This window comes from Nocardia sp. NPDC058518 (assembly GCF_042719655.1).
Taxonomy (GTDB): Bacteria; Actinomycetota; Actinomycetes; order Mycobacteriales; family Mycobacteriaceae; genus Nocardia.
Map to the genome: position 1 here is coordinate 126,329 of NZ_JBHXNJ010000014.1, position 26,678 is coordinate 153,006.

Genomic DNA, 26,678 nt, shown 5'->3' on the forward strand with positions numbered 1-26,678 from the left:
AAGCAACGGTGGCTAACCGGCGGCCCCTCGGGGCCGCGACTCGAGCGCGCCAGCGCTCCAATAAACACAGCGTCAAACCTGCCTGGGACTACCGAACACAGGAAATCCCTTCCATGCCCACCAAACCCCAGGTCACCCGATCCTGCCGAGGACCAGTTCCCCGGGCTTCGCCTCGGATCCAGCTTCGACAGCCACCGCGTCCGAGAGAGCAGCCAGCGCTCCGGCGAAGGCATCCGGCGTATCGGTGTGCAGGGTGAGCAGCGGCTGACCGGCCACCACGGCATCTCCCGGTTTGGCGTGCATCTCGATACCCGCCCCCGCCTGCACCCGCTCACCCTGGCGAGTACGACCGGCGCCGAGCCGCCACGCGGCGATGCCGATACCCATGGCGTCGAGCCGGGTGAGCACACCGGCTGACTCGGCGCGGACGATCTCGGTGTGCCTGGCGGTCGGCAACGGCGCATCGGGATCTCCACCCTGCGCCTGGATCATCGCGCGCCAGTGATCCATGGCCCGACCGCTGGCGAGCACGTCGGCCGGATCGATGTGCAGCCCTGCCTGCGCGACCATCTCCCGCGCCAGCGTCAACGTCAGCTCGACCACATCCGCGGGACCCCCGCCGGCGAGAACCTCCACCGACTCGGCGACTTCCATCGCATTGCCCGCGGTCCGCCCGAGCGGGGTATCCATCGCCGTGAGCAGCGCGACGGTCTTTACGCCCGCATCGCGCCCGAGTTCGACCATCGCGGTGGCGAGTTCGCGAGCACCGTCGAGGGTCTTGAGGAAGGCCCCCGATCCGACCTTCACATCGAGGACCAGCGCCGCTGTTCCCTCGGCGATCTTCTTGCTCATGATCGAACTGGCGATCAACGGGATCGACTCGACGGTGCCGGTCACATCGCGCAGCGCGTAGAGCCGCTTGTCGGCGGGGGCGAGATCGGCACCCGCGGCGCAGATCACCGCTCCGATCGCCGGATCGGCCAGGATCTCGCGCATTCGGGGGACAGTCACGTCGGCCTGCCAGCCGGGGATCGACTCGAGTTTGTCCAACGTTCCGCCGGTGTGCCCGAGCCCGCGGCCGGACAACTGCGGCACCGCCGCTCCACACGCGGCCACCAGCGGAGCCAGTGGGAGGGTGATCTTGTCGCCGACCCCGCCGGTCGAATGCTTGTCGACGGTCGGCCGCGGCAGATCGGTGAAGTCCATCCGGCTGCCCGACCCGATCATCGCCGCCGTCCACCGCGCGGTCTCGCGCCGGGTCATCCCCCGCCACACGATCGCCATGGCCAGCGCCGACATCTGCTCGTCGGCCACGACCCCCCGGGTGAACGCATCCACCACCCAGTCGATCTGTGCGTCGGACAGCTCCCCGCCGTCGCGCTTGGTAGTAATGACCGAAACCGCATCCAGTGCCGTCATGGTGCCAAGTCTGGCACCGCGATCCGACTACTGCTGGCCGGCGGCCAGATCATCCGGTCCGAAGGCGTAGGGCAGTAGCTCCGACAGCGGCTTCGGGCCCTCTGGGTGATCCACCAGTAGTTCGCCCCCGCCGTGTTCGAACAGCAGCTGCCGACAACGCCCACAAGGCATCAGGATTTCACCCCGGGAATCGGTCACCGATACGGCGATGAGACGCCCGCCACCCGACGCGAATAAGTTACCGACGAGTACACATTCGGCACACAGGGTTAGCCCATATGAGACATTTTCCACATTGCATCCGCTCACAATTCGGCCATCCGCGCTGAGAGCAGCGGCGCCGACCGGGAAACCCGAGTACGGGGCATACGCCGACCCCATAGCGCGAATTGCCATGTCATGCAACGTATTCCAGTCGATTTCGGGCATCGGAAACCTCCAGCTGATCCCGCCGAACACCGGGAAACAGGGGCCGGAACACCAGTATCCGGCAATGGGAAAGGTAAACCTAACTCGCCTGTTTTACGCGCAACGCACGGCACGCCGAATTAGTTCCGCGAAACAGAGGGGATTAGAGTTCACCGAAGATCGGTTCAGGTTCCCGGCGGCGGGCCAGCGCTCGAGAATACAGCGCAGCCACCTGGGCATTTGCCTCTCCACGCATGCCGGCGTCGGATCTGTGACCGGGTCCATCAACGACGTTGGAGGCACCGCACTCTATGACCACGATAGAAGCTCCGGCTCCGGCCCAGCCGAAGCGGAAGACGCTGTACCGCGGCGACCCCGGCATGTGGTCCTGGGCGCTGCACCGGATCACCGGTGTCACGCTGTTCTTCTTCCTCTTCGTGCACGTGCTGGACACGGCACTGGTCCGGGTCAACCCGGACACCTACGACCATTCCATCGCGCTCTACAAGAACCCCGTCGTGGCGTTGATGGAGATGGGCCTCGTCGTCGCCGTCCTGTTCCACGCCCTCAACGGCGTCCGGGTCATTCTGGTCGACTTCTGGTCCCAGGGTCCGCGATACCAGAAGCAGATGCTGTGGATTGTTCTCGCCATCTGGGTTCTGGTCTCCGCCGCCGGCGTCGGCCGCCAGTTCTTCTACCTGCTGACGGAGCACTGATATGTCTGCACCTGTCCTCGGCAAGTCCTACGATCGCCCGGCCAGCCTCGACTCCCCCCGCTCGCCGCGTGGCAAGTCGAACGGCAACTTCGAGAAGTACGCATGGCTGTTCATGCGCATCTCCGGCCTGTTCCTGATCGTGCTGGTGCTCGGCCACATGTTCATCATGCTGATGATCGACGGTGGCGTGAACCGCCTGAACTTCGCGTTCGTGGCCGGTCGCTGGTCCAGCCCGTTCTGGCAGTTCTGGGACCTGTCCATGCTCTGGCTGGCGCAGTTGCACGGCGGCAACGGCCTGCGCGTGATCATCGACGACTACTCCCGCAAGGACTCCACCCGGTTCTGGCTCAAGGTCATCCTGGCGGTTTCGATGGTCGTGATCGTGAGCGTCGGCACGTACGTCATCTTCACCTTCGACCCCAACATCACAGGTTAGGAACAGGCCACCTCGCATGAGTGAATCCCGTCCGATTCAGGAGCATCGCTACGACGTGGTCATCGTCGGCGCCGGTGGCGCGGGCATGCGCGCGGCGATCGAGGCCGGTCCGCGCGCTCGCACCGCGGTCCTGACCAAGCTGTACCCGACCCGCAGCCACACCGGCGCGGCCCAGGGCGGCATGTGCGCCGCGCTGGCCAATGTCGAAGAAGACAACTGGGAATGGCACACCTTCGACACCGTCAAGGGTGGCGACTACCTCGTCGACCAGGACGCCGCGGAGATCATGGCCAAAGAGGCCATCGACGCGGTCATGGACCTGGAGAAGATGGGCCTGCCGTTCAACCGCACGCCCGAGGGCAAGATCGACCAGCGTCGTTTCGGTGGCCACACCCGTGACCACGGCAAGGCGCCCGTGCGTCGCGCGTGTTATGCCGCCGACCGCACCGGTCACATGATCCTGCAGACGCTCTACCAGAACTGCGTCAAGCACGACGTCGAGTTCTACAACGAGTTCTACGTGCTCGACCTGGTGATGACCGAGTCCGATCGTGGCCCCGTCGCCACCGGCGTCGTCGCCTACGAGCTGTCCACCGGCGACATCCACATCTTCCACGCGAAGTCGATCGTGTTCGCCACCGGCGGCTCGGGCCGGATGTACAAGACCACCTCGAACGCGCACACGCTGACCGGTGACGGCATGGCGATCGTGTTCCGCAAGGGCCTGCCGCTCGAGGACATGGAGTTCCACCAGTTCCACCCGACAGGCCTCGCGGGCCTGGGCATCCTCATCTCCGAGGCGGTCCGTGGTGAGGGTGGCATCCTGCGCAACGCCTCCGGTGAGCGCTTCATGGAGCGCTACGCCCCCACCATCAAGGACCTCGCGCCGCGTGACATCGTCGCCCGCTCGATGGTGCTCGAGGTGGCCGAGGGCCGTGGCGCCGGTCCGAACAAGGACTACGTCTACATCGACGTGACCCACCTCGGCGCCGACGTGCTCGAGGAGAAGCTGCCCGACATCACCGAGTTCGCGCGCACCTACCTCGGCGTGGACCCGGTGACCGAGCTGGTGCCGGTCATGCCGACCTGCCACTACGTCATGGGCGGTATCCCGACCAAGATCCGTGGCGAGGTGCTGCGCAACAACACCGACGTGGTCCCCGGCCTGTATGCCGCCGGTGAGTGCGCGTGCGTCTCGGTGCACGGCGCGAACCGTCTGGGCACCAACTCGCTGCTCGACATCAACGTGTTCGGCCGTCGCGCCGGCATCGCGGCCGCCGAGTACGCCAACCGCACCGAGTTCACCGAGATGCCGGAGAACCCGTCGCAGATGGTGATGGACTGGCTCGAGCTGATCCTGTCCGATCACGGCAACGAGCGCGTCGCCGACATCCGCACCGAGCTGCAGGCCACGATGGATGCCAACGCGGGCGTGTTCCGCACCGAGGAAACCCTCAAGAAGGTCCTCACCGATATCCACACGCTCAAGGAGCGCTACACCCGGATCACGGTGCAGGACAAGGGCAAGCGCTACAACAGCGACCTGCTCGAGGCCGTCGAGCTGGGCTTCCTGCTGGAGCTGGCCGAGGTCACCGTCGTCGGCGCGCTCAACCGCAAGGAATCGCGTGGCGGCCACGCCCGCGAGGACTACCCGGACCGCGACGACACGAACTTCATGCGGCACACGATGGCGTACAAGGAGGGGCCGGAGCTCATCTCCGAGATCCGCCTCGACTTCAAGCCGGTGGTGCAGACCCGCTACGAGCCGATGGAGCGTAAGTACTGATGACTGCTGCAGTCGATACCGCCAAGCAGAAGCCGGCGCCGGTGCCGGAGGGCTCGGTCATGGTCACCGTCAAGATCGCCCGGTTCAGCACCGAAGACGACAAGGGCGCGCACTGGGATTCGTTCCAGGTGCCGGTCCTGCCGACGGACCGTTTCCTCAACGTGCTGATCTACATCAAGTCCTACCTGGACGGCACGCTCACCTTCCGGCGCTCCTGCGCCCACGGTGTGTGTGGTTCGGATGCCATGCGGATCAACGGTGTGAACCGGCTGGCCTGCAAGGTGCTGATGAAGGACATGCTGCCCAAGGGCGACAAGACCCTCACCATGACCGTCGAGCCGATCCGCGGCCTGCCCGTGGAGAAGGACCTCGTGGTCGACATGGAGCCGTTCTTCGACGCGTTCCGCGCCGTGAAGCCCTACCTGATGACCTCGGGTAACGAGCCGACCCGCGAGCAGATCCAGAGCCAGGCCGACCGCGCCCGCTTCGACGACACCACCAAGTGCATCCTCTGCGCCTGCTGCACCACGTCGTGCCCCGTCTACTGGACCGACGGCAGCTACTTCGGCCCGGCCGCGATCGTGAACGCCCACCGCTTCATCTTCGACAGCCGTGACGAAGGCGCCCGCGAGCGCCTCGACATCCTCAACGACGTCGAAGGTGTCTGGCGCTGCCGCACCACCTTCAACTGCACCGACGCGTGCCCCCGCGGCATCGAGGTCACCAAGGCGATCCAGGAAGTCAAGCGAGCCCTGCTCTTCACCCGCTGATCTTCCCGCGTTACGTCACGGGCCGCCCGCATCCGAGATGCGAGCGGCCCCTGGCATTTGCGCGCTGTCGACCTTGTCGTCTAGCGAAAGTACGACTGATTTCGCCGTTCGTTCATTTCGATAAGCTCTTCCTCTGTCAGGTCGTCATCGAGATCAACCGACCGCGCTTGCTCGAGCGGCTGAGGAGCCAATGGCCGTTCGGTTGCCAGGGCGATAGATTCCAGTACATCATCCAGTCGGGGATCAGCCTTCAATTCCGCCATGCGCTCGCGAACATTCTGTCTGGCCTCGACCAGTGCCTCTTTGGTGAGCTGCACGATCAGCGCGGCTAGCTCCTTGCCATACGGGGTCACGGATTCGGCGATACGAAGCGACTCGAGCGTGCCGTCCGCGGAAACCTCTACGGAAACACCATGTCGCCCAGCGCCTGCACGGTCGGTCATCAACGCTCGATGGACCGCTTCCATCCGTCCACTGATCGGATCAACATCAGACCTCATCGAGCTTAAACCGCCTCCCCAGTCATCGATACAGTTGTGCTAGCGTATCAACCCGTCCACCGGGGAGAGGATTGCAGCTTGTCCGACCTATATGTCGACGCTGATGGAATCAACGGAATGATCGGAGCACTTGCCGCATCGCAGGACGCGCTCAGCAGAGTACCTACCAGCGGCTTCATTGCAGCGATCGAAACCGCCCTTCCAGGATCCGGACTCGGTCATACGTATATGAAAGCCGGGTGGCGTGGTAGCGCGAGCATTCGTGGCGTAGGGGGGCAGCTTGTGGAAATAAACAATGCCGCGACGCACAGTGTGGCCGAGTATCAAGCCCAGCAACAACGTCAGGTAACTGAGTTCGAGAACCTTGAAAATGGCCCACGATGACCTCGACCCCGCCGACTGTGTCGCAAATCAAGAGCTGGTCGTTCGCAGCCCTGATCAGCCAGGCAGACGAGTGGGCGACCAGCACCCAATTGATTACTGCCGAGCATTCGACCATCGCCACGCAGATGTCCGATTCACCCGGATTCTGGAGGGGGCCCGCGGGTGATGCGATGCGGACCAAGAGTGACGAAGCGCGAACTTCCCTCTCGAAAGTAATCGGAGCATTCGAAGACTCACACAAAGCCACACGTTCCATTGCGCAAATTCTCGGATTTGCAAAGGCGGCGGCCGTCGATGCAATATCCGCTGCCGAGGAATTGAAACTAAAAGTGAGCGAAGATGGTTCCGTCGACTATTCCGAAGAACTTATGGCATGGTTGATCCACGAGGAAAAGCAGAATCTAACTACCGCGCTCGCGATAGCAAAGAAGTTGGCTCGACAGCATGAAATTTCGGTGAAGACAAGTCTTATCAACGCAGCCCAGGCGGCAGAAGACTCCCGAACTGCGATCAACAACATCTTTGCTGAGGTTCCGATCCCACCCAACGCCGAGCTCGATGAGATCAAATTCAGTCAGCAGACGGGCGTCGATCCCGCCGGTATGACAAAGTGGCCGGACGGCGCATTAGCTGCGAGCCTCGAAGGCCTCGAGGTTATATCGCTAGGAAAAATCGACGTTGAACCAAAAGAAGTTACACAGAGCGAAGCTGATATGCTCAACAGCCTTAGCCTCGCAGACCAAGCACGCTTTCTCGTTCTATCCGACGAAGCGTCGAAGGCAGCTGAAGAGGCCTACCCCAACATCCCCACCCAGGACAGTCATGTAGATGCATATCGACATACCTACTGGAACGCGATGTTGACACAGGAATTCGGGCCAGAATGGACTCAGGAATACGCCACTAAACACGAAGGGCGAGCAGATAACGCGGCGGTGCGCGAAGCCATGGACCTGCACAATAACGAAGTCGGACGTCGCATAGGCGCGGAAAACCCGCAGGCAAGCTCCGCCGAGATGCGGGAATTGGTACAGCAGGCTGTCGACGGCGGCGACACCGTCCTCATTGACCAAGACCAGAACCTGGCTTGGACCAGAGATGTAAAACCGGGCGCTTCGGTCGTTTCTTCGGACTTCGATCAGAACCCAATATTCTTACCTGGAACACCTTTGCCGAATAGTCAACCTTCGCCGGATAGGCCAAATTCGTGAACACGGAGCAGAGGTCATAGACGCCATGTCAATTTATCGATGGAAAGCCATTTCCGTACTCCTACTGACAGTCAGCGCTGCAACCTTGCCAGGATGCAATGCGATAAGCTCGAGCGACTCGGTCGAGATCGCCGCAGAACCTGCGGGTTGGGACGGCCCATTTTCCCAATTACTCGCCTCACATAACAGTGCCCGGCTGGGCGATATCGTCCAAAGCACAGGTATTCCCGTCGGCGACTGGGATCGGCTGTATAGCTTCACTGGGGATTCTTCATCCGAACGTATCAATAGCATTATCGGCGTCAGTGACATCGAATGGAAAAACCGTTCGCGCAGCACTGAATCCACAATGCACGTCTTTATGAAGAACAAAGAGGTCATATACGCATTTGACGATCAGCGACCCCGCAACGGCATGACCAGCGACATATACTCGACACCGACATCATCGGTGACGCCACGCGCAATTGAGCGAGGCTACCCCACAAACGATACGATCTGGGTGCTCGACATCAGGGGCGGAGCGTAAGCCAGTTCTTCCGCGCCCGGTTCCACGGGCCACGAAACGTGCAACGAAGGCGCCCGCGAGCGCCTCGACATCCTCAACGACGTCGAGGGTGTCTGGCGCTGCCGCACCACCTTCAACTGCACCGACGCGTGCCCCCGCGGCATCGAGGTCACCAAGGCGATCCAGGAAGTCAAGCGAGCCCTGCTCTTCACCCGCTGATCTTTCCCGCTCGGCGCAGGCCGTCTACACCGAAAGGTGCGGGCGGCCTTTGTCGTTCGTGGGGACTTGCGGGGAATGACGAGAGGGTGGATAGTGTTACTATCCATAGTAGATAGTGTCAGTATCCATTCTGGGAGTACTTATGATCACCCTCATCGCTCTCGTCGGCTCGCTCGTCGTCTTCCGCACGCTCGGAGCACTCGGCGTGACCCGGTTCGCCTCGTGGACCGTCAGCGCCGCCCACGCACTGGCCGTCATGTTGGTGATGACGGGAACCGCGCACTTCATGCCCGCGAGCGTCACCGTGATGCCCAACTACGCCGACATGGTCGCCATGATCCCGCCCTTCGTCCCGTTCCCCGGCTTCATGGTCCTGGCCAGCGGCGTTCTGGAACTACTCGCCGCGCTCGGCCTGATCCTGACCCGTACCCGCCGGCTCGCAGGCTGGGCCCTGGTCCCCCTGTTCCTCCTGCTGCTACCCGCCAACATCTACGCGGCCCTCAACGACGTTCCCTTCGCGGGAGAGCCCGCATCGCCGCTGTGGCAGCGAATCCCGGAACAGGTGCTGTACATCGGGTTCGCCGTGTGGGCGACCCGTTCGGCGTCTCGCACCCTGCCCGTGGCGCCGCGACGGGAACCGTCGACGGTCTGAATACCGATCCCACGAGGCCGTCACCGCACAACGATGGTGGCGGCCTCGGCCGTCCCCCAGCGAGACGAACTAGCGGTAATGGGCTGCGGCGTCCAAGACGGCGGTTCGGTAGGAACGGCCGAAGAGGACGGCATGAGCCAGTAAAAGGTGGAGTTGGTGGAGGGGAATGCGGGTCTGCCAGTCGGGAGCGAGGGGCTGAACTTCGTTATAGGCGGCGATGATTCGGGGAAGGTAGGGCGCACCGCCGAAGAGGGAGAGCGTGGCCAGGTCGGTTTCGCGGTGGCCTCCGTGGGCGGCGGGGTCGATCAGCCAGGGGGTGTCGGCTGGGCCCCAGAGGATGTTTCCCGGCCAGAGGTCGCCGTGGATTCGGGCGGGGGGTTCGGTGGGGGCTTCGATGTGAATTGATTCGAGGTGGGTGGCGTCGGCGTGGTCGAGGGCGCCCGCCTCGACGGCGAGTTTCAGGTACGGCAGGATTCGGCGTTCGCGGTACCAGGTCGGCCAGTCCTCGCCGGGGGTGTTGTCCAGGGGCAGTCCGGCGAGGAAACCCTCGGTGGCAGCGCCGAATTCGGGGGCGCCCGCATCATGGGTGACGGCCAATCCGGCACCGAACCGTTCGGCGGCAACGGCGGTCGGTTCGGCGTGGTCGACCCACTGCATCAACAACAGTTCACCGGTCTGGGCATACAACTGCGGCACCGCGACCCCACCGGCCGACCGCAACAAACGAAGCCCGTCCGCTTCGGCCCCGAAAAGCCCTGGCGGAGCGGGCACGGGCTCGGCGGTCGGGACGGCGGATACCCCGCCCGGCCAGGTCTTCAGGAACAGATGGGTCCCGTCATCGAGCACGATCCGCTCGGCGACACTGATCGACCCACCCGAGACAGGCGTCGTCCGCAGCCGCTGATGGGCGAGGAACGTCGGCAGCAGGTGCGGGTTCGCACGCAGAAACGGCAAGTCCACGCCGCCATCTTGCCCACGCACAGGCGGTGACGGTCGGCGAATCGGGAGATCCCACCCCCTCGCCACCCGGCCGCAAGAGACCGACCCCCTTTGTAAACGGGTATTACTAAACACTGTTCACAAACAGGCTCGGCATGGTTTCATCTTCATGAACGTGTTCCACGTCACGTTGCGACGTTGACGCACCGGACCAAAGGAGATAGCTGTGACCAGCACAAACCTTCCCGCGGGGTTCGATTTCACCGATCCCGACCTGCTCGCCAGCCGTTTGCCGATCGAAGAGTTCGCCGAGTTGCGGCGGACCGCGCCGGTCTGGTGGTGCGCGCAGCCCGACCGCGCCAGCGGGTTCGACGACGGCGGGTACTGGGTGGTGTCCAAGCTGGCCGACATCAAGGAGATCTCGAAGAATCCGGAGGACTTCTCCTCGCACGAGAACACGGCGATCATCCGGTTCAACGAGGAGACCACACGCGAGCAGATCGACATGCTCGGCAACATGCTGATGCTGAACCTGGATCCGCCGCAGCACACCAAGATCCGGCGGATCGTGTCGAAGGGGTTCACCCCGCGCGCGGTGGAGAACCTGCGGGCCGCGCTCACCGAGCGAGCCGAGCGGATCGTGTGGGAGGCCAAGAAATCCGGTCGCGGCGACTTCGTCGAGCAGGTGGCCGTCGAGTTGCCGCTGCAGGCGATCGCCGAACTGCTCGGCGTCCCCCAGGAGGACCGCCGCAAGATCTTCGACTGGACGAACCAGATGATCTCCTACGACGATCCGGAGTTCGAGGGCAACCACCACACCGCGACCGCCGAGGTGATGGGCTATGCCTGGAACATGGCCGAACAGCGCCGCGGCTGTCCGGCGGCCGACATCGTCACCCAACTGGTGAACGCCGACGTCGACGGCGAGCACCTCGGCTCCGACGAGTTCGCGTTCTTCGTCATCCTGCTCGCGGTCGCGGGCAACGAGACCACCCGCAATTCGATCACCCACGGCATGAAGGCCTTCGTGGACAACCCGGATCAGTGGGAGCTCTACAAGGAGCAGCGCCCGCGCACCGCACCCGACGAGATCGTGCGCTGGGCAACGCCGGTGACCGCCTTCCAGCGCACCGCGACGCGCGACCTCGAACTCGGCGGGCAGCAGATCAAGCAGGGCCAGCGGATCGGATTGTTCTACAGCTCGGCCAATTTCGATGAAACGGCCTTCGCCGACCCGTTCCGGTTCGACGTCCTGCGCGACCCCAACCCGCACGTCGGCTTCGGCGGCACCGGCACGCACTACTGCGTCGGCGCGAATCTGGCCCGCCTGGAGATCGACCTGATGTTCAATGCCATTGCCGACGCGATGCCGAATCTGCGCCAGGTCGCCGACCCGGTGCGCCTGCGCAGCGGCTGGCTCAACGGCATCAAGCGCTGGGAGGTCGAATACGCTTGAACCGACACGTGATCGAGGGGATGGCCGGGTGACAGGCAAGGTACGTGGCCGCGCGCCGGTGGTGACCGATGCCGATATCCGGCGGGTCACGCGCGCGCTGCTGGCCGAGCAGGGCGCCGACGCGGTCACCCTGCGGGCGATCGCGCGCGAACTCGGCGTCACCGCGCCGGCGCTGTATCGGCACTATTCCTCGCGCGATGAGCTGATCGAGCGGATGCGGGTGGAATTCTGCGCCGATCTCGCCGAGTTCCTCTCGACCGAGATCGAGCCGCTGCCCGACGACGGCGCGGTGCAGTTCCTGGCCATCTGCCGGGGTTTCCGGCACTGGGCGCTGGCGAATCCAAGGGAGTTCACCCTGGTGTTCGCCTCGCCCAGCTCGGAACGGTCGATGATGCGCCGCTTCGACGAACCCTTCGGCCGGATCTTCCTCGCCGCCGCGGGCAGGCTACTGGCGAACTTCGAGATCGCCACCCCACCGGGCGAGTCCATCCCGGCCGCGCTGCGCGATGACCTCATCGGCTTCCAGACCGACCTGCTCGCCATGCTCTCGGAGTCCGGCCAGAAGTTCCCCGCCGAAAAGCTGGACCTGGGTGTCACGTACCTGATGGTGCAGATCTGGGCCCGCCTGTTCGGCCATGTCACCCTCGAGGTGTTCGGCAACTACCCGATCCCCCTGGCGGACCCGGAGATCATGTTCGATGCCATGCTCTCTGACCTGGCTCGCACCACCGGTTTCGCCGACTGAGAACACCGGGTTGCCAGCAACGTCGCCCGTCTATCACGCGAAAGGTGGCGCGGTGGACCAGATTTCGCCTCCTATGACGATGTGGTCGAGGTAACGCAGACCTACTGTGCGGGCGGCTTGGTGGAGCAGGGTGCTGGCGCGGCGGTCGTCGGGGCTGGGTGTCGGGTCGCCGGAGGGGTGGTTGTGGACAACGGCGAAGGCTCGGCCGTCGTGGCGGAGGACGGTGTTGAGGATTTCCCGGACGGGGACGGCTACGTGGTCGATGGCGCCTTCGGCGACGAAAGCACGGTGGCGCAGGCGGTTTTGGGTGTCGCAGATGAGGACGAGGAGTCGCTCTACGCGGGCACCCGCGAACAGCGGGATCGCCACGGCCGCGATGTCCTCGGGGGTGCTGAGCTGAGGTAGCGAATCGGTGGGTGTGCGGGAGCGGGTGCCGAGGTGGAAGGCGGCGACGACGGTGGCGGCTTTGGCCGGGCCGATGCCCGCGCGGGCGGCCAATTCTTCGGGGCGAGCGGAGGCAAGTTCGGCCAAACCGCCGTAGTCGCCGATCAATTGGGCGGCGACTTCCAGCGCGGACTGGCCGCGAGTGCCCTGGCCGAGCAGCAATGCCAGTAGTTCGCCGTCGCTGAGCGCGTGTGGGCCGAGCATGAGCAATCGCTCACGCGGGCGTTGGGCGACAGGCAAACTCGCGATCGGAACCGACATCGTATCCCCCTGCGGATCGGTGACTGACTCCGATAATCGCAGGGGGTACCGACAGATTCGGGCTACCCCTCGGCCACACGTCGGTGACGCAACCCCGAACCTGGACCTACCCCACTAGGTGGGCTCCGCGCTGAAAACCGAATCAGCCATCAACCGTTCCAAATTGCGTAGCTGACGTTCGTGCACCACGATGCGGCGCAGCGCCTCGTTGACGGTGGCATTGCTGTCGGCGGTGCCCATGATGTCGGCGGCAGCGGCCAGCAGGCGCTGATCGAGATCTATTCGCAGGGTGCGCACACAACCTCCTCTTCTTACGAACGCAATCTTGCGTGATGGCTGCTCGGCGCGTCCGCTAATTCACCGCGTCGTTACCGAAACCACGCGTTCGCAAGTCCGCACAGCGGCGGTCGGCAGCAGTCAGCAAGCACACAGAAAACACAGTTCACCGCCGGAATCCGACCGCGACCAACCCTGCAACTGTGCAGTTTGCGTAGTTGTCGGCGTGGTTGTTGTCGCGACGGGAATGCGGTGATTGCCTGGAGTCATGTTCACCGAGGCCCAGCTCTACTCGCCGGTGACGCGCGAGCGTGACGGCGATGTGACAGTGCATCTGAGCGATGACCACCCCGGCGTGCACGACGAGCACTACCGCGCGCGCCGCAACGCCATCGCCGCACTGGCACTCGACCACTCCCCCGGCACTCCCGCACCGCACATCGACTACACCGACGACGAACAGCAGGTGTGGCGGATCGCCTCGGCGGAGCTGGCCCGCAAACACGAGGTCTACGCCTGTCATGAGGTCAGGCAAGCTGCCGACGCACTCGCCCTTCCGCACGATCACATCCCGCAACTCGACGAGGTATCGCGGCTGCTCAGCCCGCTCACCGGCTTCCGGTACGTGCCCGCCGCCGGCTTGGTTCCGCTGCGTGAGTTCTTCGGTTCCTTCGCCGAGCGCACCTTCCACTCCACCCAGTACATCCGCCACCACTCCGCCCCGCTCTACACCCCGGAACCCGATGCGATCCACGAGATCATCGGCCACGCCAATCAGATCGCCAGCCCGCGTTTCGCGGCACTGTACGAGACGGTCGGCGCGGCGGTGGCCCGGCTGGAGACCGACGTCGCGCTGAAATTCCTCGCCGATGTCTTCTGGTTCTCGCTGGAGTTCGGCGTGGTCCGGGAGAACGATGAAATCCGTTGCTACGGCGCTGGACTGCTGTCGTCGTATGGCGAGATCGACGAATTCCGGCACGCTCGGCTGCGTCCGCTCGATGTCGCGGAGATGGGCACCATCGCCTACGACATCACGCACTATCAGCCGGTGCTGTTCTGCGCGGATTCGGTGGATCAGATCGTCGGCGTGCTCGGCGAATTCTTCGCGACCATGGACGACGAGACCCCGGCCAGGCTCGGTCACCCCACCCAGCCGGTGTCCTAGCTACCTCCGAAAGCATTGCCACAGAACAACGTTCGACATTTTGCGTTTCTCACTTGTTGAGACCTGACACGCGCAACCGATGCGTGACTGTTACTTTCGACCCGTTCTTCAAGCTTTGTGAAAGGGTCGGGTAGACCAAAAATGACTGTGGACGTGACAGATACGCAGGCCGAGCAGAACCCGGAACCGGAGGCGCCCCTGTGGCTGCAGGGCCGGGAAGCCGTGATCGCCGCCGCGGCGCCGGAGGAATGGCGCGGCAACGTTCCCGACTATGAACTGAGCCACGAGGTGATCCCGCGCGAGCGCAGCGTCGAGCACGCGCCCGGCTCACTCGAGGCGATCGTCGAAGATCTGGTGAAGGTCTTCGAAATGGAGGTCTCGCACAAGGCCGACCCCGCGACGTGGCTGTCGGTGGTGGCCGATCAGTACCGTGGCCGGGTCAACGGTGGTGCGTGGCAGGACGCCGAGGAGTTCGCTCGCATCGGCAGCTACAACATCCTGATCGGCGACAACCCGTTCTACGATGCCGAGAACGAGACCTTCGATTCCTCGCACCACATCTTCCACACCGCCTTCCCCGGCGGCTTCTTCTGGGAGGTACTGGAAGTGCTGTCGGGTCCGCCGACCGTGAGCGTGCGGTGGCGGCACTGGGGCAAGTTCGAGGGCGAGTACAAGGGCCACCAGCCCACCGGTGAGCACATCGAGATGTTCGGTGTGACCATCGCGCGGGTGAGCGAGGATCTGCGCATTCTCGAGCTGGAGCACTTCTACGACAACAACAAGCTGCTCGGCCCGCTGGCGCACGGCTGCCCGGTGCAGCACGGCAAGGCGCAGTGATCAGGCCCGATCGTCGAACGGCAGGCCTGCCTGCAGGAATGCCAGGGCGTCACCGACATTGGTGACATTCATCGGGGTGGCGGGCGCGATGGCGAGCATGGAGCCGATCATCGCGCCCGCGGCCACCCGCACATCGAAATCGTCGGCGGACCGGCCGGTGTAGTCGGCCAGCATCTGGGCGGCGAGTTCGATACTGCGCAGGAATTCCAAACCGATCGCCGAGCGTAGTTCCGGCACGTGGAACAGCAGCGCCTGCCGTTCCTGTTCGAAGGCGAGATCGGCGGGCGACATCCGCCCGAACACCGCCGTGGTCGCGGTGCGGATGGCGGTGATCGGATTCAGGCCGCGCGGGAGCGTGGCCAGCTCCTCGATCATCACCGCGTCCTGGTCGTCGGCGATGACCAGCTGTTCCTTGGTCGGGAAGTAGCGGAAGAAGGTGCTCGGGGATACCTCGGCCGCCGCCGCGATCTGCTCCACCGTCGTCTCGGTGTAGCCCTGTTCCCGGAACAGCCGGAACGCCTCGACCCTGATGGTTCGGCGGGTCCGCTCCTTCTTCCGCTCGCGCAGCGACATCTCAACCGACATGTATCGATTCTGCCGCATCCGTGTCGGTCACCGGTTCCGTCGGTCGCCGCAGCCACACCGCGGTGACGAGTCCGGCGGCCAGACACAGCGCCGCGCACAGCCCGAGCATGGTGTCCATGCCCGCGACGAAGGCATGCTGGACCTGCGCCAGCATCGCCGGATCACCGGTCTCGCGCGCGAGGGCGACGCCCGCGTTGACACCGTCGGAGATCGGCGCGCGGTCGAGCTCGCCGAGGTCGGCCCGGTACCGGGTGGACAGCACGGTGCCGAGCACAGCGACGCCGATGGTGCCGCCCGCCTGCCGAAGTGCTTGCAGCAGAGCCGAACCCGACCCCGAACGGGCGACGGTCAGTTCACCCATCGCCAGGCCGACCGCGGCGGGCATCACCATGCCCATCCCGGCACCGAGCACCGTCGTCCACAGCGCGGTCAGCCCGTAGCCGCTCTCGACCGTGGTGAACGCGCCGAGTCCGAGGCCACCCCCGAGCACGAGCAGCCCGGCGGTGATCACCGCCCGCACGCCGAGCCGGGGCAGCAGCAGGTCGACCAGTCTGCTGCCGATGACGAGTCCGCCGATCAACGGCAGCAGCCGCAGCCCGCTGCCGAGTGCGTCGACGCCGAGCACGGCCTGGAAGTACTGCGGGACGGTGAAGAACATGCCGAACATGGCGAAGCTGACCAGGAGCGAGATCGCGGTGCCCCACCGGAAGCCGGGCGCGGCGAACAGCGCGAGGTCGATCAGCGGATACTCGGTGCGGCGCTGCCACCACCCGAACACGGCGAGCGTCGCAACCCCGACCCCGACGACGAGCCAGCCGACCAGGTCGTCCCAGCCGCGTTCGCCGAGCCGGATGAAGCCGTAGGTCAGCCCGAGCATGCCTGCCGCCGAGAGCAGTGCGCCGAGGAGATCGACGCGAAAGACGGTGTCACTGCGTGATTCCGGCACCAGGGTGGCGACGGCCAGCGCGCCGATGACGACCAGCGGCACGTTGATCAGGAACACCGAACCCCACCAGAAGTGCTGCAGCAGCCAGCCGCCGAGAATCGGGCCCAGTGGCAGGCCGATGGCGGTCGAGGTGACCCAGATCGTCAGCGCGCGCTGCCGCTGGGCGGGGTCGGTGAACAGCACCGGCAGCACCGACATCGACAGCGGCACCAGCGCGGCGGCGGCGATGCCGAGCACCACCCGCGCCACGATCAGCTGACCGGCGGATGCGGCGAACGCGCAGGCCACCGAGGCCGCACCGAACAGCACGAGCGCGGCGAGCAAGATCTTCTTGCGCCCGTACCGGTCGCCGAGCGCGCCCACGGGCAGCATCAGCGCGGCGAGGGCCAAGGTGTAGGCGCTGCTGAACCATTGCAGCGCAGCGGTATTCGCGTCCAGGTCGACCGCGAGCGTCGGGATGGCGACGGTGAGCACGGTGACGTCGAGTCCGATGGTGAGCATCGCCACGGCGAGCGCGCCGAGCGCGAGCCAGCGGCGGGTGTCTTCCGTCCGCATATCTCCTCCAAAATGAGAGTGTCTACTTTTTGATAGTAACTCTCATTTGCGAGTTTGTGTCAATAGTCACTCCACTCGGGCAGTGACTACTAGGCTGCGAGGCGATGAGGATTCGCGAAGTCGGCCTGCGCGCCGCATGCTTTCTCGGCGCTGCCGTCACCGTCACCGCTCTCGCAGGCGCTCCCGCTGTCGCCGTACCCGCCGGGCCGCCGACCATCGCGCCCGCACCGGGTGGACCGAATACGACGACCACACCGCCGTTCACCACGCCGAACACCGACGACTGCCCACAGAAGACGCAGCCGCCCGCACCGATCGACACCTCGGAGGTGCCTGCACCCGGCGAACCGACACCGAGTCAGCTGCCGGTTCCCTCCCCCGCGATCGGCGGTCAGCGGATGGGCGACTGCGGCGTAGTCGTGCCCGACGGCGCGCCCCCGGTTCCCGCCGAGATCTCGGCCACCGCGTGGATGGTCTCCGACCTCGACACCGGTCGCGTGCTCGCCGCCAAGGACCCGCACGGCCGCTACCGCCCCGCCAGCACCATCAAAGTCGCCCTCGCCATCGTGGCGCTGCGCAGCCTGGATCTGGACAAGGTCGTGATCGGGACGCAGGCCGACGCCAACGTCGACGGCACCCGGGTCGGCATCGGCCCGGGCGGGCGCTACACCAATCGCCAGCTCATGCAGGCCCTGATCATGTGCTCGGGCAACGACGCCGCCCACGCCATCGCCACCCAGCTCGGCGGCGACAAGGCCACCGTGGCGAAGATGAACGAGGTGGCGAAGTCGTTGCGCGCGATGGACACTCGCGCGGCGACCCCGTCCGGCCTCGACGGGCCCGGCATGAGCACCTCGGCCTACGACCTGTCGGTGCTGTTCCGCGAGGCGATGAACATCCCGCTGTTCGCCGAACTGATCCACACCGAGCAAGTCGACTTCCCCGGCTTCCCCGCCGACCCCGAGATCCCCGGCGACAAGGATCACCCCGGCTTCCCGATCGGCAACGACAACCAGCTGCTCTACAACTACGAGGGCGCGATCGGCGGCAAGACCGGTTTCACCGACGACGCCCGGCAGACCTTCGTCGCCGCCGCCGAACGCGACGGACATCGCCTGGTCGTCACCCTGCTCAAAGCCGACGTCCGCCCGATCCGCCCATGGGAGCAGGCGGCGCGACTGCTGGACTACGGTTTCGCCCTCGACACCGACGCAAGGATCGGCAAGCTGCCCGAATCAGGCAGTGAGGCAGTGCAACCCACTGTTCCCCTGGCGACCCCACCGCCACGTGCCGACGGTTCCCAACCCGAGCCCGTACGACCGGCACACCAGGGCGCCCGCATCGCCACCCTGATCGGCGGCCCTGTACTGGTCGTCGTACTGCTGCTGTGGGCACGCAGGGCATGGCGCGGCAGGCGCTGACACCGACGCACAGGGCCTGGGACTACCGGCGTTTGCCGACCAGCATCAAGGCGAGCGCCGCGACCGCCCCTGCCCCGAAATAGGCGGCGCCCGCCCCGGTCGACATCGAGTGCTCGACCACCCGCGGCCGGATGACCACCGCGTTCGGCGGCGCGACCGGCGCGGCACTCTCGTTGTCCGATGACGTGGCCGCCCACGCCGTCGCGAACAGCAGAATCCGGTAGGAGATGTAGCTGAACACCATCAGGCCGATGATCGAGCCGAACGTCGCCCCCACCGGGCTGGACAGCACCACCCGCAGGTAGATCGCAGCGATGATCTTGAAGATCTCGAAGGCCAGCGCCGCCAGCACCGCCGCCCTTGCCGCGCTGCGCAACGACACCGGCTCGCGCGGCAGCCGCGCGATCATCCATGCGAACACCGCCCACGACGCGAGCAAGCCGAGCGCGATCGAGACCAGCCGCAACACCAGAGTCGCCCCGGGCAGATGGTCCGCGCCGAGCAGTTCGAGCACCCGCTTGCTCAGCCCGCTCGCGGAGATCGCCGACAATCCGAGCGAGACCGCGAAGGCTAGGCCGAGGCCGACCAACGCGCCGATGTCCGACAGTTTGGCCAGCCACCAAGGCTTTTCGGGACTGTGGCTCGCCCACTGCTCGGTGAGCGCGGCCCGCAGGTTCGCGATCCAGCCGAGCCCGGTGTAAAGGCCGACCAGCAGGCCGATCACACCGACGGTGCCGCGGGAGTTCATCGCCTGTTCGATGAGGTCGTTGATCTGGGTGCCGAAGGAGCTGGGAACCTTCTCGACGACCTTGTCCTGGAGCTCGGTGAGCAGATCCGGGTGTCCGGCCAGAATGAAACCGGCCACCGAGAAGGCCACCATCAGCAGCGGAAACAGCGACAGCACAGTGAAATACGTGATGCCCGCGGCATAGAAATCACCGCGCTGACTCTGGAACCGCCCACCCGCCCTGACCAGATGGTCCAGCCAGGGCCTGCGCCCGATCTGCTTCTCGACGCCGGCCGAGATGTTGTCGATCAACTGCATGTCGCGCGCCCCTTCAGCGAAAACCTCAGGTGCGCAACCGGTCAGCGAGCGAGGAAGCCAACCCGGTCGTACACCTGAGCAAGTGTGTTGCCTGCGATCTCACGCGCCCGCTCGGCACCCACGGACAGGATCCGGTCCAGTTCTGCCTGATCGGACAGGTATTCCTGCACCTTCTTCTGCACGGGCGTGACGAATTCGACCAGCGCGTCGGCCACCTCGGCCTTGAGATCACCGTAGCCCTTACCCTCGAAATTCACCTCGAGGTCGACGATCGGGATTTCGCGCAGCGAGCTCAGGATGACCAGCAGATTGCTCACACCCGCCTTGCGCTCCGGGTCGTAGCGGATCTCGCGCTCGGTATCGGTGACCGCCGAACGCACCCGCTTGGCGGTGATCTTCGGGTCGTCGAGCAGGTTGATCAGCCCGGCGTCGCTGGAGGCCGACTTGCTCATCTTCGCGGTCGGATCCTGCAGATCGAAGATCTTCGCGGTGCCCTTGACGATGTGGGGCTCCGGCACGACGAAGGTCTTCTTGAAGCGAGTATTGAAACGCTGGGCCAGGTTTCGGGTCAGCTCGAGATGCTGGCGCTGGTCCTCGCCGACCGGCACCTGGTGCGGGCGGTAGAGCAGGATGTCGGCGGCCATCAGCACCGGGTAGGTGAACAGGCCGACGGTCGCGTTGTCGGCGCCCTGCTTGACCGACTTGTCCTTGAACTGAGTCATCCGGCCTGCCTCACCGAAACCGGTGATACAGCTCAACACCCACGACAGCTCGGCGTGCTCGGGCACCTGACTCTGCACGAACAGGGTGGACTTCGCGGGGTCGATGCCGAGCGCGAGCAGCTGAGCGGCGGCGGCCTTGGTGCGCCCGCGCAGCGCCTTGGGATCCTGGCTGACGGTGATCGCGTGCATATCCGGAATGAAGTACAGCGCGTCGTACTCGTCCTGCATCGTCACCCAGTACTGCAGCGCACCCAGGTAGTTGCCGAGGTGGAAGGAGTCGCTGGTGGGCTGGATGCCCGACAGCACCCGCTGCTTGCGTTCGGCCGTCGCGGCCGGGGCAGGACTGGACATGCCCCAATCTTTCCATGGCACTCAAGCGGAATTTCGCTGCACCCAGTTGCGCGGATCGACACCGGGCATGCTCGGGTGCCCTGTCTTCACCATGCGCTGTTCACGACGGGCCAGCAGCTGGTAGGAGGGGGCGCTCGGCCCGGCGAGGGTGCCCGCGAGTACCCGAGGTGCCAGCGGTGGGGTGAGGTGGGCGGTGCGGATGCTGCGGCACAGCGCGCGGTGAGCGAGTTCGTCGGCGATGCCCCACTCGATGCCGTACATCTGCCGGATCCGCGCCGGGAGACTGCCCTGCACCAGCAGATACAGCGCCGAGCCGACCTGCTCGGCAGGCGGACGCAGCCGGTAGGCCTTGCGGTGGCCTGCCAGATAGGAACCGACCAGGGCCGCTTCGTCGGTGAGGAACAGTTCGGTCGAGTTCAGATAGGTGTCGAAGTAGCGGCGGAAGGCCGGGTAGTCGGCGGGCGCGGCGTCGCGCGGCATGCCGAACAGCTCGCCCCAGCGGACGTAGTCCTGGTAGAGGTCCTCGCGTTCGGTGGCGGTGAGTTCGCGCACCAGGCGGTCGTACATCGCCTCGGCCGAATCGAAGGTGAAGGCCATGGTCATGAACATCAGGTGCGGATCGTGGGCTGCGTAGGCCGTGCCCGCGGGATGGTGGGCGCCCGCGTCTTCGGGCAGGGTGCCGACCACCGCGTCGTGCTTGCGCCGGGTGAAGGCCAGCGCGCGATCGGCCTCGGCCAAGCTGCCGAGGAACACCGCTTCGAACAGGGCACCGGTGATGGCCAGGCGGGTGTAGGGGGTCTCCCGGTGCGCGGTGTGCTCGCTGGTGCCGACGAACAGCAGCGGATGCACCGCGCCGATCACCAGCGCCCGCACGCCGTAGGTCAGACCGACCGCGCGCTTGCTCATCACCCGCCGGATCATCGAATCGTCGGCGAAATATCCGGGTTCGCTCTGTCGTACAGCCATGCTGCGCCTCCTCGTCGAGTGCATCTGGCAATAGAATCCCCCAGAATTGATATTCTGGCAAGAGTCTCTACCAGAACCCCGCGGGAGGAGAGCGGCACGCACAATGGACGCCGTGGCAGCACAACGGACATACGGTGGCGTTTCGGCCCAGGAGCGCCGATCCCAGCGGCGGATCGCGCTGCTCGACGCGGCGCTCGACATCGTCGCCGAGGACGGGCAGGCCAAACTCACCGTCGCAGGCCTGTGCGCCCGCGCCGGCCTCAACGAGCGCTACTACTACGAGAGTTTCGAACATCGCGACGGCGTGCTGGAGGCCCTGCTCGACCGCATCGCCGAGGAGCTCACCGCGGCGATCGCGACGGCACTGGCGACCGCCGCCCCTGACAGCCGCACCCAAGCCCATGCCGCGATCGACGCGGGTATCTCGGTGCTCACCGACGACCCACGCAAGGCACACGCCGCCCTGATCGCCGGGATGGCGACGCCGGAACTCCGCGCCCGCACCGCACGGACGGTGCGCGCCTTCGCCCGTCTCGTCGCCGCCGAAGGCACCGGCTTCTACGGCGGCGCCGTCCCACAGAACCTGGTCGACTTCCGCGCGATCTACCTGGTCGGCGGTTTGACCCAGGCCCTCACGACCTGGCTGGCCGGGGACCTCGACCTCACTCGCGAAGAGCTGATCGACCAGATCACCGAGGTCTTCGTCCTGCTCGGCGACGACCTCGCCGGTCGCTACCGCTAGCCGCGCGGCCCGAGCACTATCGACGGCTTCGCTTGCGCAGCAGGATGATCGCGCCGACACCACCCATGGTGAGGGCGAACGCGATGACCGCGATGACCGTGCCGAGCAGCGGAATGCCGCCGTCGTCGTCATCGGAATCGAGAGCCTGCGCGGGCTCGGGTCGTTGTTCGCCCGCGGTGCCACCGCGATAGGTGGGACCGGGCTCGGGGGTTCCGGTGACCGCCAGGTCCAGCTCGATGGGGACCGGGCGAACAGCACCGGGGTCGTCCTGGGTCGGGCTGAGCTTCACGGCGATGTAGTACCAGCCGGCGAGGGCGTTGTCGGCTACTTCCTTTTCCGAGGACTCACGGTTGCGATAGCGGACCTCGGGGACAGCCAGGGCCTGCTGATTCGTCGGCAGGGTTTGCGGGGTACCGGTGTAGGAGGAGAATTCATCGGCGACCTCCTTGCGATACGGCGTGTACAAGGTCGTGGTGACGACCGAGACGTTGTCGAGGCCACGGCCCGGCGTCTCGAGGAACCGCACCCGGTAGGCCAAGCCCTGGCCCCAGTCGAGTTTCACCTTGTAGAAGACGAATTCGCCGCGCTGCATGGTGTCGCCGTAGACGCCGGAACCATCAAGGGCGGTGGCCACGTTGAACGAGCCGCCGCCGGTCACCGGTTCGACCGGACCACTCGGCGCGGTGAACGGCGCGGGCTCGGGCTCGGCCGCCGGACCCGCGTCGGCGACGCCGGGCTCGACGGCGACATTCAGTTCCACCGGCAGCGTCGCCGGTGCGTTGTCGGCGACAGTGGCCCATTCCAGGGCGAAGTAGTACCGGCCGCCACCTTTGCACTTGTCGGTGCTCTCGGTGCCGTCTTTCGGTTCGGTCGCGCCGGTCCATTGCGAGCTGACCGTGAGCGCCACCCCGTCGGTGGATCGGACCGCGTTCTCGTGCTCGAAGACGTTGCAGTCCTTGCCTTCTGCGCCGTACACACGCAGGTGCAGACCATTGTTCGAACGCACAGCGTCCTCGCCGCGGGGGAAGGACACGGTGCCGCTGAAGTAAGCGGTCGCGCCATCGGGAACGTCGACCGCGTAGTAACGCGGCTCCTTCTGACCGATGGTGTCGAGGTATTGCCCTGGCACTACCGCCGGTGCGTCCTGGTAGCCCTGCGTGCCTTCGACGGGTGTGCCCGCCGACGCGTAATCGCGCAATGCCGCGGTGCTCACGCGGGGTAGCACCTGCTCGAGCGCTTTGCCGTCGGCGGCGTCGGTGTAGGTGCCACCGGTGGTCTCCGCGATGCAGGTCAGCTGGGCGCGGGAGGCGTCGTCGACACCGAAACCGATGGCGTGCATGACGATTTCGGCGCCGCCCGCGCTGAGTTCGCGCGCGACCTCGCACGGGTCGGGCGGTGCGCAGGTGTCGAGGCCGTCGGAGACCAGCACGATCGAACGCGGCCCCTCGGTCGGCAGCGCACCCGCGGCGGTGCGCAGGGCGGTGCCGATCGGGGTGAAGCCGCTGGGCGTGATCTCGTCGACAGCCGTTGTGAGCGCGGGCTTGTCGATGGTGTCGGCCGGTTCGAGCACCGATACGTCGCGGCAACCCGCCGCCTTCTCGGCATCCGTGGAACCGGTGCCGGTGCCGTAGACCGACAGCCCGACCTTCGCCGCGGCGGGCGCGCTCGCCACGAAACCGCGCACCGCCTTCTTCGCCGCGTCCATCTTGGTGCCGCCACCGGGGTCGGCGGCCAGCATCGAGCCGGAGGCGTCGAGCACCAGCATGGTCGGTGCGTACGTGGTGTCCGACGGCGCGGCGAACGCGGGAACAGCCAGCGGCAACAGCCCGATCGCTCCTGCCGTCGCCAGACCGATCAATGTCGCGAAACGCACGGCAGAACTCCGTCCCGATCCGCCGGATCTCGACGCATCAGCCATCGACCCTAGTTGCGCGAACCTCGCATAGGGAACCTTACGGACACGAGCGTCATTCCCACGCGCAGTTCGGTCCGAAGCTGACACACGGCTCCGACGAGCCGTTGTACAACCAAGCGAGCGCATGGTTGATCGCCAGCACGGTCTCCGGCGTCATCAGCGCCGATCCGCTGTCGGCGATGGGCGCGTTCGCGGCCGGGAGCCCGGGGCAGAACATCGGGTTGTCGCACGCCGGATTCGAGGATCCGAGGCCCAACCGCCAGAGCAGCACGGACAGGTTCTCGGTCGACCCGTCCGCACCGGCGATCTCCACTCCCGGGACCCGGTGGCTCGGCTGGGCGTCGGCTGCGGCCATCCCCGTCGCGGTGGTCATGAACGCGGCGAGAATGCTCGCGCCTACCAGTACTCGCTTCATCGTGTTCTCCTCGTTCGGCGGCCTCAGCGGCCGCGCGGTGAGAACGTTAAGCGGGCCGATCACGCGGTGGCAGCCGCCAATTCCGGTGGCACCGGAATCAGGTCAGGCGGACAAGGCGACCGCGCCGAAGGTTTCCGGGTCGGCCTGGAGGACAACGCGGAAGGCGACGTCGCGGCGGGTCCAGTAGGCGGCGCAGTCGCGCATGGCCGCGTCGAACCAGGCGCGTTCGGTGGGTTGCTCGGCCAGCAGGTCGTCGGCGGTGCGGACGACCACGACGAAGCCCGGGGCGTCGCCGACGAAATCGTCCAGGTCACGCAGGCATTCGTCGAAGGCGTCCTTGTTGGCGCCGAAGTAGTACGGGAACTGGAAGGCGGCGGCGAACTCGTCGAACAACTCCGCCATGGTGCGCATCTTGGTGCCGCGCAGTTCGCGCACGCGGTAGTCGGCGGGGGCGTCGTAGCGAACGCCGCTGAACTGGTTGGCATCCACCGGCAACGCACCGAGCACCGGCGTCGTTGCGGCGGTCGGCGCCTCGGCGGTGGGGCGAGCAAGGAACTGCGACAGCGTCATTCGCGAAGTCATCAGCGCATCCTTGTGAAGGTTTCGTAGTGGTCGCCGGTGTACCAAGCGGAGCCGTCGCTACCGGTGACGATGCGTTCGGCGTCTCGACCCCGATTGCGCTGCTTGGGATTGACGTCCCACTCCTGGTACTTCACCGGATTGCCCGCCGAATCCTTGGGCGGCAGTTTGGTTCCGCGGTTCATGAACTGCTCGCCACCCTTGGTGCCCTGCGCGTTGGCCGAGCCGGGCCAGCGACCGGCATCGATCTCGACGAGGGTGGCGTAGGCGCGGTCTGGCACACCGGCGGTCTTGGTGACCGGCGAGGCCAACGAATTCCCGGCGGGCGGGCCGGGTTTCGGCGCGTTCGCCGTGGTGGTGATCCCCGCGACGGCACGCGTCGTGGTGGTCGCGGTGGTGCTGTCGGTACCGCGCCCACCGAACAGGGTGAGGCCGATGGCCGCCAAGACGAGCACGAGTCCACCGAGCAGGCTGAGAGTCTTGCGTGAGAGTTTCATCGGTACTGGACAGTAACCGGCGCGTGGTCGGACCAGCGCTGGTCGTAGGCGTCAGCGCGCTCGACGACGGCCTGCTTGGCGCGGCCGGTCAGTTCGCCGAGGGCCAGCTGGTAATCGATTCTCCATCCGGAGTCGTTGTCGAAGGCGCGGCCGCGGTAGGACCACCAGCTGTAGGGGCCCGCGACGTCGGGGTGCAGGGCGCGGACCACGTCGACGTAGCCCGCGGCGAGCAGTTCGGCGATCCAGGCGCGTTCCTCGGGCAGGAAGCCCGCCGACTTCTGGTTGCCCTTCCAGTTCTTCAGGTCGACCTCGGCGGGGGCGATATTCCAGTCGCCACTCACCACGAACTCGCCGGTGCGCGACTTCAGGTACGCGCCCAGCTCGGCCATGAACCGGTACTTCTCGTCCTGCTTGGGGGTGTTCTCCTCCCCCGAATGCACGTAGACGCTGGCCGCGGTGATGTCGTCGAAATCGGCCTCGATATAGCGGCCCGCCTCGGCGAACTCGGTGCTGCCGAATCCGATGCGCACGGCATCGGGTGCACGCCGCGACAGAATCCCCACGCCCGCGCGGCCCTTGGATTCGGGCTCGGCATGGGAGAGCACCCACCCCGCGTCGAGTGCGGGGGCCAGCGCCGCCGCGGTCTGCGCGTCGGTCGCTCTGGTCTCCTGTAGGCAGACGATGTCGGCTTCGGTCGCCGCCAACCAGGCCAGCATGCCCTTGGTCGAAGCGGCACGAACCCCGTTTACGTTCACAGTGGAGAGGATTATCGGCACCGTACGACCGTACAATGCAGGCAGGGATGCT

General features: G+C 65.8%; 30 protein-coding genes and 1 pseudogene. 14 read left to right on the forward strand and 17 right to left on the reverse strand.

All coding sequences use genetic code 11. From position 1 onward, the window contains the following. Positions 1–132 precede the first annotated feature (132 nt). Together ACFWPX_RS23170 and ACFWPX_RS23175 are read right to left on the reverse strand one after the other, a co-directional pair. Complete coding sequence (locus tag ACFWPX_RS23170) at positions 133–1,419, reverse strand: thymidine phosphorylase (protein WP_378929052.1); 1,287 nt, start codon at positions 1,417–1,419, stop codon at positions 133–135. Between the two features lie 27 nt (positions 1,420–1,446). Further along, entirely contained in the window at positions 1,447–1,848 is a 402-nt protein-coding gene (locus tag ACFWPX_RS23175) for a cytidine deaminase (RefSeq protein WP_378929053.1), read from the reverse strand. Positions 1,849–2,138: 290 nt separating this feature from the next. On the opposite strand from ACFWPX_RS23175, the gene sdhC reads away from it, so the two are divergent. From sdhC to ACFWPX_RS23195, 4 genes are read left to right on the forward strand one after another with little or no spacing between them, the layout of a single operon-like run. Next, positions 2,139–2,543, forward strand: a complete 405-nt coding sequence (gene sdhC / locus ACFWPX_RS23180; protein ID WP_378922516.1) for a succinate dehydrogenase, cytochrome b556 subunit — start codon at positions 2,139–2,141, stop codon at positions 2,541–2,543. 1 nt (position 2,544) lies between these two features. Beyond that, complete coding sequence (locus ACFWPX_RS23185) at positions 2,545–2,979, forward strand: succinate dehydrogenase hydrophobic membrane anchor subunit (protein ID WP_378922514.1); 435 nt, start codon at positions 2,545–2,547, stop codon at positions 2,977–2,979. Positions 2,980–2,995: 16 nt separating this feature from the next. Then, positions 2,996–4,765 carry a succinate dehydrogenase flavoprotein subunit gene (gene sdhA / locus ACFWPX_RS23190; RefSeq protein ID WP_378922512.1) on the forward strand — a complete coding sequence of 590 codons (1,770 nt, stop codon included), beginning with the start codon at positions 2,996–2,998 and terminating at the stop codon, positions 4,763–4,765. Then, positions 4,765–5,535 carry a succinate dehydrogenase iron-sulfur subunit gene (locus ACFWPX_RS23195; RefSeq protein ID WP_378922511.1) on the forward strand — a complete coding sequence of 257 codons (771 nt, stop codon included), beginning with the start codon at positions 4,765–4,767 and terminating at the stop codon, positions 5,533–5,535. Before sdhA ends, ACFWPX_RS23195 begins: the two co-directional genes overlap by 1 nt. 80 nt (positions 5,536–5,615) lie before the next feature. On the opposite strand, the gene ACFWPX_RS23200 is transcribed toward ACFWPX_RS23195, so the two are convergent. Continuing rightward, positions 5,616–5,978 (reverse strand): YbaB/EbfC family nucleoid-associated protein, encoded by a 363-nt coding sequence (locus ACFWPX_RS23200; protein WP_378922509.1) that lies wholly within the window; start codon positions 5,976–5,978, stop codon positions 5,616–5,618. A 135-nt stretch (positions 5,979–6,113) separates the two neighbouring features. Here ACFWPX_RS23200 and ACFWPX_RS23205 point away from each other — a divergent pair, with 135 nt between their 5' ends. The 4 genes and pseudogenes from ACFWPX_RS23205 to ACFWPX_RS23220 form a co-directional block, all read left to right on the forward strand. After that, on the forward strand, positions 6,114–6,419 hold the full coding sequence (locus ACFWPX_RS23205; RefSeq protein ID WP_378922507.1) for a hypothetical protein: 306 nt from the start codon (positions 6,114–6,116) through the stop codon (positions 6,417–6,419). Beyond that, the gene (locus ACFWPX_RS23210; RefSeq protein WP_378922505.1) at positions 6,416–7,630 is read left to right on the forward strand and encodes a WXG100 family type VII secretion target; all 1,215 of its coding nucleotides are present in this window, start codon (positions 6,416–6,418) and stop codon (positions 7,628–7,630) included. The genes ACFWPX_RS23205 and ACFWPX_RS23210 overlap by 4 nt, the downstream gene beginning before the upstream one ends. Positions 7,631–7,655: 25 nt before the next feature. After that, positions 7,656–8,159 (forward strand): hypothetical protein, encoded by a 504-nt coding sequence (locus ACFWPX_RS23215; protein ID WP_378922503.1) that lies wholly within the window; start codon positions 7,656–7,658, stop codon positions 8,157–8,159. Positions 8,160–8,201: 42 nt separating this feature from the next. Continuing rightward, positions 8,202–8,357, forward strand: a pseudogene (locus tag ACFWPX_RS23220) (succinate dehydrogenase iron-sulfur subunit); the annotation flags it as partial. A gap of 489 nt (positions 8,358–8,846) precedes the next feature. Here the strand turns inward: ACFWPX_RS23220 and ACFWPX_RS23225 are convergent. Together ACFWPX_RS23225 and ACFWPX_RS23230 are read right to left on the reverse strand one after the other, a co-directional pair. Further along, positions 8,847–8,930 (reverse strand): CxxxxCH/CxxCH domain-containing protein, encoded by an 84-nt coding sequence (locus tag ACFWPX_RS23225; RefSeq protein WP_378922524.1) that lies wholly within the window; start codon positions 8,928–8,930, stop codon positions 8,847–8,849. Between the two features lie 148 nt (positions 8,931–9,078). Continuing rightward, the gene (locus ACFWPX_RS23230; RefSeq protein WP_378929054.1) at positions 9,079–9,969 is read right to left on the reverse strand and encodes a fructosamine kinase family protein; all 891 of its coding nucleotides are present in this window, start codon (positions 9,967–9,969) and stop codon (positions 9,079–9,081) included. Between the two features lie 205 nt (positions 9,970–10,174). On the opposite strand from ACFWPX_RS23230, the gene ACFWPX_RS23235 reads away from it, so the two are divergent. Both ACFWPX_RS23235 and ACFWPX_RS23240 read left to right on the forward strand, forming a co-directional pair. Next, positions 10,175–11,404 (forward strand): cytochrome P450, encoded by a 1,230-nt coding sequence (locus ACFWPX_RS23235; protein WP_378929055.1) that lies wholly within the window; start codon positions 10,175–10,177, stop codon positions 11,402–11,404. 28 nt (positions 11,405–11,432) lie between these two features. After that, positions 11,433–12,149, forward strand: coding sequence for a TetR/AcrR family transcriptional regulator (locus ACFWPX_RS23240; protein ID WP_378922497.1), 717 nt, complete (start codon positions 11,433–11,435; stop codon positions 12,147–12,149). Positions 12,150–12,182: 33 nt separating this feature from the next. Here ACFWPX_RS23240 and ACFWPX_RS23245 read toward each other — a convergent pair whose 3' ends face one another. Both ACFWPX_RS23245 and ACFWPX_RS23250 read right to left on the reverse strand, forming a co-directional pair. Next, positions 12,183–12,854 carry a RadC family protein gene (locus ACFWPX_RS23245; RefSeq protein WP_378922495.1) on the reverse strand — a complete coding sequence of 224 codons (672 nt, stop codon included), beginning with the start codon at positions 12,852–12,854 and terminating at the stop codon, positions 12,183–12,185. Between the two features lie 114 nt (positions 12,855–12,968). Then, positions 12,969–13,151: a type II toxin-antitoxin system VapB family antitoxin gene (locus tag ACFWPX_RS23250; RefSeq protein ID WP_378922493.1), complete on the reverse strand. Its 183-nt coding sequence runs from the start codon at positions 13,149–13,151 to the stop codon at positions 12,969–12,971. 247 nt (positions 13,152–13,398) lie between these two features. Between ACFWPX_RS23250 and ACFWPX_RS23255 the strand changes: the two genes are divergently transcribed. Both ACFWPX_RS23255 and ACFWPX_RS23260 read left to right on the forward strand, forming a co-directional pair. Next, entirely contained in the window at positions 13,399–14,295 is an 897-nt protein-coding gene (locus ACFWPX_RS23255; RefSeq protein ID WP_378929056.1) for a phenylalanine 4-monooxygenase, read from the forward strand. 153 nt (positions 14,296–14,448) lie between these two features. Continuing rightward, a complete protein-coding gene (locus ACFWPX_RS23260) occupies positions 14,449–15,132 on the forward strand; it encodes a SnoaL-like polyketide cyclase (protein ID WP_378922489.1) in 684 nt (227 codons plus the stop codon). Here ACFWPX_RS23260 and ACFWPX_RS23265 read toward each other — a convergent pair whose 3' ends face one another. Further along, positions 15,133–15,717: a TetR family transcriptional regulator gene (locus tag ACFWPX_RS23265; RefSeq protein WP_378922487.1), complete on the reverse strand. Its 585-nt coding sequence runs from the start codon at positions 15,715–15,717 to the stop codon at positions 15,133–15,135. Continuing rightward, the gene (locus ACFWPX_RS23270) at positions 15,707–17,218 is read right to left on the reverse strand and encodes an MFS transporter (RefSeq protein ID WP_378929057.1); all 1,512 of its coding nucleotides are present in this window, start codon (positions 17,216–17,218) and stop codon (positions 15,707–15,709) included. Before ACFWPX_RS23270 ends, ACFWPX_RS23265 begins: the two co-directional genes overlap by 11 nt. A gap of 104 nt (positions 17,219–17,322) precedes the next feature. Here ACFWPX_RS23270 and ACFWPX_RS23275 point away from each other — a divergent pair, with 104 nt between their 5' ends. Further along, complete coding sequence (locus ACFWPX_RS23275; RefSeq protein ID WP_378929058.1) at positions 17,323–18,639, forward strand: D-alanyl-D-alanine carboxypeptidase family protein; 1,317 nt, start codon at positions 17,323–17,325, stop codon at positions 18,637–18,639. 22 nt (positions 18,640–18,661) lie between these two features. On the opposite strand, the gene yhjD is transcribed toward ACFWPX_RS23275, so the two are convergent. The 3 genes from yhjD to ACFWPX_RS23290 are packed head-to-tail and all read right to left on the reverse strand — an operon-like array spanning position 18,662 to position 21,723. Then, entirely contained in the window at positions 18,662–19,684 is a 1,023-nt protein-coding gene (yhjD, locus tag ACFWPX_RS23280) for an inner membrane protein YhjD (RefSeq protein ID WP_378929059.1), read from the reverse strand. A gap of 41 nt (positions 19,685–19,725) precedes the next feature. Then, complete coding sequence (gene trpS, locus ACFWPX_RS23285) at positions 19,726–20,757, reverse strand: tryptophan--tRNA ligase (protein ID WP_378929061.1); 1,032 nt, start codon at positions 20,755–20,757, stop codon at positions 19,726–19,728. Between the two features lie 21 nt (positions 20,758–20,778). Beyond that, complete coding sequence (locus ACFWPX_RS23290; RefSeq protein ID WP_378922477.1) at positions 20,779–21,723, reverse strand: oxygenase MpaB family protein; 945 nt, start codon at positions 21,721–21,723, stop codon at positions 20,779–20,781. 103 nt (positions 21,724–21,826) lie between these two features. On the opposite strand from ACFWPX_RS23290, the gene ACFWPX_RS23295 reads away from it, so the two are divergent. Continuing rightward, positions 21,827–22,465 carry a TetR/AcrR family transcriptional regulator gene (locus tag ACFWPX_RS23295; protein ID WP_378929062.1) on the forward strand — a complete coding sequence of 213 codons (639 nt, stop codon included), beginning with the start codon at positions 21,827–21,829 and terminating at the stop codon, positions 22,463–22,465. Between the two features lie 16 nt (positions 22,466–22,481). Here ACFWPX_RS23295 and ACFWPX_RS23300 read toward each other — a convergent pair whose 3' ends face one another. From ACFWPX_RS23300 to ACFWPX_RS23320, 5 genes are all read right to left on the reverse strand, one after another. Beyond that, on the reverse strand, positions 22,482–24,338 hold the full coding sequence (locus ACFWPX_RS23300) for a VWA domain-containing protein (protein ID WP_378929063.1): 1,857 nt from the start codon (positions 24,336–24,338) through the stop codon (positions 22,482–22,484). A 94-nt stretch (positions 24,339–24,432) separates the two neighbouring features. Further along, positions 24,433–24,795: a hypothetical protein gene (locus tag ACFWPX_RS23305; protein WP_378929064.1), complete on the reverse strand. Its 363-nt coding sequence runs from the start codon at positions 24,793–24,795 to the stop codon at positions 24,433–24,435. A gap of 102 nt (positions 24,796–24,897) precedes the next feature. Next, positions 24,898–25,377 (reverse strand): barstar family protein, encoded by a 480-nt coding sequence (locus ACFWPX_RS23310; protein WP_378929065.1) that lies wholly within the window; start codon positions 25,375–25,377, stop codon positions 24,898–24,900. Continuing rightward, positions 25,377–25,871: a ribonuclease domain-containing protein gene (locus ACFWPX_RS23315; RefSeq protein WP_378929066.1), complete on the reverse strand. Its 495-nt coding sequence runs from the start codon at positions 25,869–25,871 to the stop codon at positions 25,377–25,379. Before ACFWPX_RS23315 ends, ACFWPX_RS23310 begins: the two co-directional genes overlap by 1 nt. Further along, the gene (locus tag ACFWPX_RS23320) at positions 25,868–26,647 is read right to left on the reverse strand and encodes an exodeoxyribonuclease III (protein WP_378929067.1); all 780 of its coding nucleotides are present in this window, start codon (positions 26,645–26,647) and stop codon (positions 25,868–25,870) included. The genes ACFWPX_RS23315 and ACFWPX_RS23320 overlap by 4 nt, the downstream gene beginning before the upstream one ends. Between the last annotated feature and the right edge of the window lie 31 nt (positions 26,648–26,678).

Coding starts and splice junctions, on each gene's coding strand:
- ACFWPX_RS23170 (WP_378929052.1), bottom strand. CDS start 1,419: ATGACGGCACTGGATGCGGTTTCGGTCATTACTACCAAGCGCGACGGC.
- ACFWPX_RS23175 (WP_378929053.1), bottom strand. CDS start 1,848: ATGCCCGAAATCGACTGGAATACGTTGCATGACATGGCAATTCGCGCT.
- sdhC (WP_378922516.1), top strand. CDS start 2,139: ATGACCACGATAGAAGCTCCGGCTCCGGCCCAGCCGAAGCGGAAGACG.
- ACFWPX_RS23185 (WP_378922514.1), top strand. CDS start 2,545: ATGTCTGCACCTGTCCTCGGCAAGTCCTACGATCGCCCGGCCAGCCTC.
- sdhA (WP_378922512.1), top strand. CDS start 2,996: ATGAGTGAATCCCGTCCGATTCAGGAGCATCGCTACGACGTGGTCATC.
- ACFWPX_RS23195 (WP_378922511.1), top strand. CDS start 4,765: ATGACTGCTGCAGTCGATACCGCCAAGCAGAAGCCGGCGCCGGTGCCG.
- ACFWPX_RS23200 (WP_378922509.1), bottom strand. CDS start 5,978: ATGACCGACCGTGCAGGCGCTGGGCGACATGGTGTTTCCGTAGAGGTT.
- ACFWPX_RS23210 (WP_378922505.1), top strand. CDS start 6,416: ATGACCTCGACCCCGCCGACTGTGTCGCAAATCAAGAGCTGGTCGTTC.
- ACFWPX_RS23215 (WP_378922503.1), top strand. CDS start 7,656: ATGTCAATTTATCGATGGAAAGCCATTTCCGTACTCCTACTGACAGTC.
- ACFWPX_RS23225 (WP_378922524.1), bottom strand. CDS start 8,930: ATGTACAGCACCTGTTCCGGGATTCGCTGCCACAGCGGCGATGCGGGC.
- ACFWPX_RS23245 (WP_378922495.1), bottom strand. CDS start 12,854: ATGTCGGTTCCGATCGCGAGTTTGCCTGTCGCCCAACGCCCGCGTGAG.
- ACFWPX_RS23255 (WP_378929056.1), top strand. CDS start 13,399: ATGTTCACCGAGGCCCAGCTCTACTCGCCGGTGACGCGCGAGCGTGAC.
- ACFWPX_RS23265 (WP_378922487.1), bottom strand. CDS start 15,717: ATGTCGGTTGAGATGTCGCTGCGCGAGCGGAAGAAGGAGCGGACCCGC.
- ACFWPX_RS23270 (WP_378929057.1), bottom strand. CDS start 17,218: ATGCGGACGGAAGACACCCGCCGCTGGCTCGCGCTCGGCGCGCTCGCC.
- ACFWPX_RS23275 (WP_378929058.1), top strand. CDS start 17,323: ATGAGGATTCGCGAAGTCGGCCTGCGCGCCGCATGCTTTCTCGGCGCT.
- yhjD (WP_378929059.1), bottom strand. CDS start 19,684: ATGCAGTTGATCGACAACATCTCGGCCGGCGTCGAGAAGCAGATCGGG.
- trpS (WP_378929061.1), bottom strand. CDS start 20,757: ATGTCCAGTCCTGCCCCGGCCGCGACGGCCGAACGCAAGCAGCGGGTG.
- ACFWPX_RS23290 (WP_378922477.1), bottom strand. CDS start 21,723: ATGGCTGTACGACAGAGCGAACCCGGATATTTCGCCGACGATTCGATG.
- ACFWPX_RS23295 (WP_378929062.1), top strand. CDS start 21,827: ATGGACGCCGTGGCAGCACAACGGACATACGGTGGCGTTTCGGCCCAG.
- ACFWPX_RS23305 (WP_378929064.1), bottom strand. CDS start 24,795: ATGAAGCGAGTACTGGTAGGCGCGAGCATTCTCGCCGCGTTCATGACC.
- ACFWPX_RS23310 (WP_378929065.1), bottom strand. CDS start 25,377: ATGACTTCGCGAATGACGCTGTCGCAGTTCCTTGCTCGCCCCACCGCC.
- ACFWPX_RS23315 (WP_378929066.1), bottom strand. CDS start 25,871: ATGAAACTCTCACGCAAGACTCTCAGCCTGCTCGGTGGACTCGTGCTC.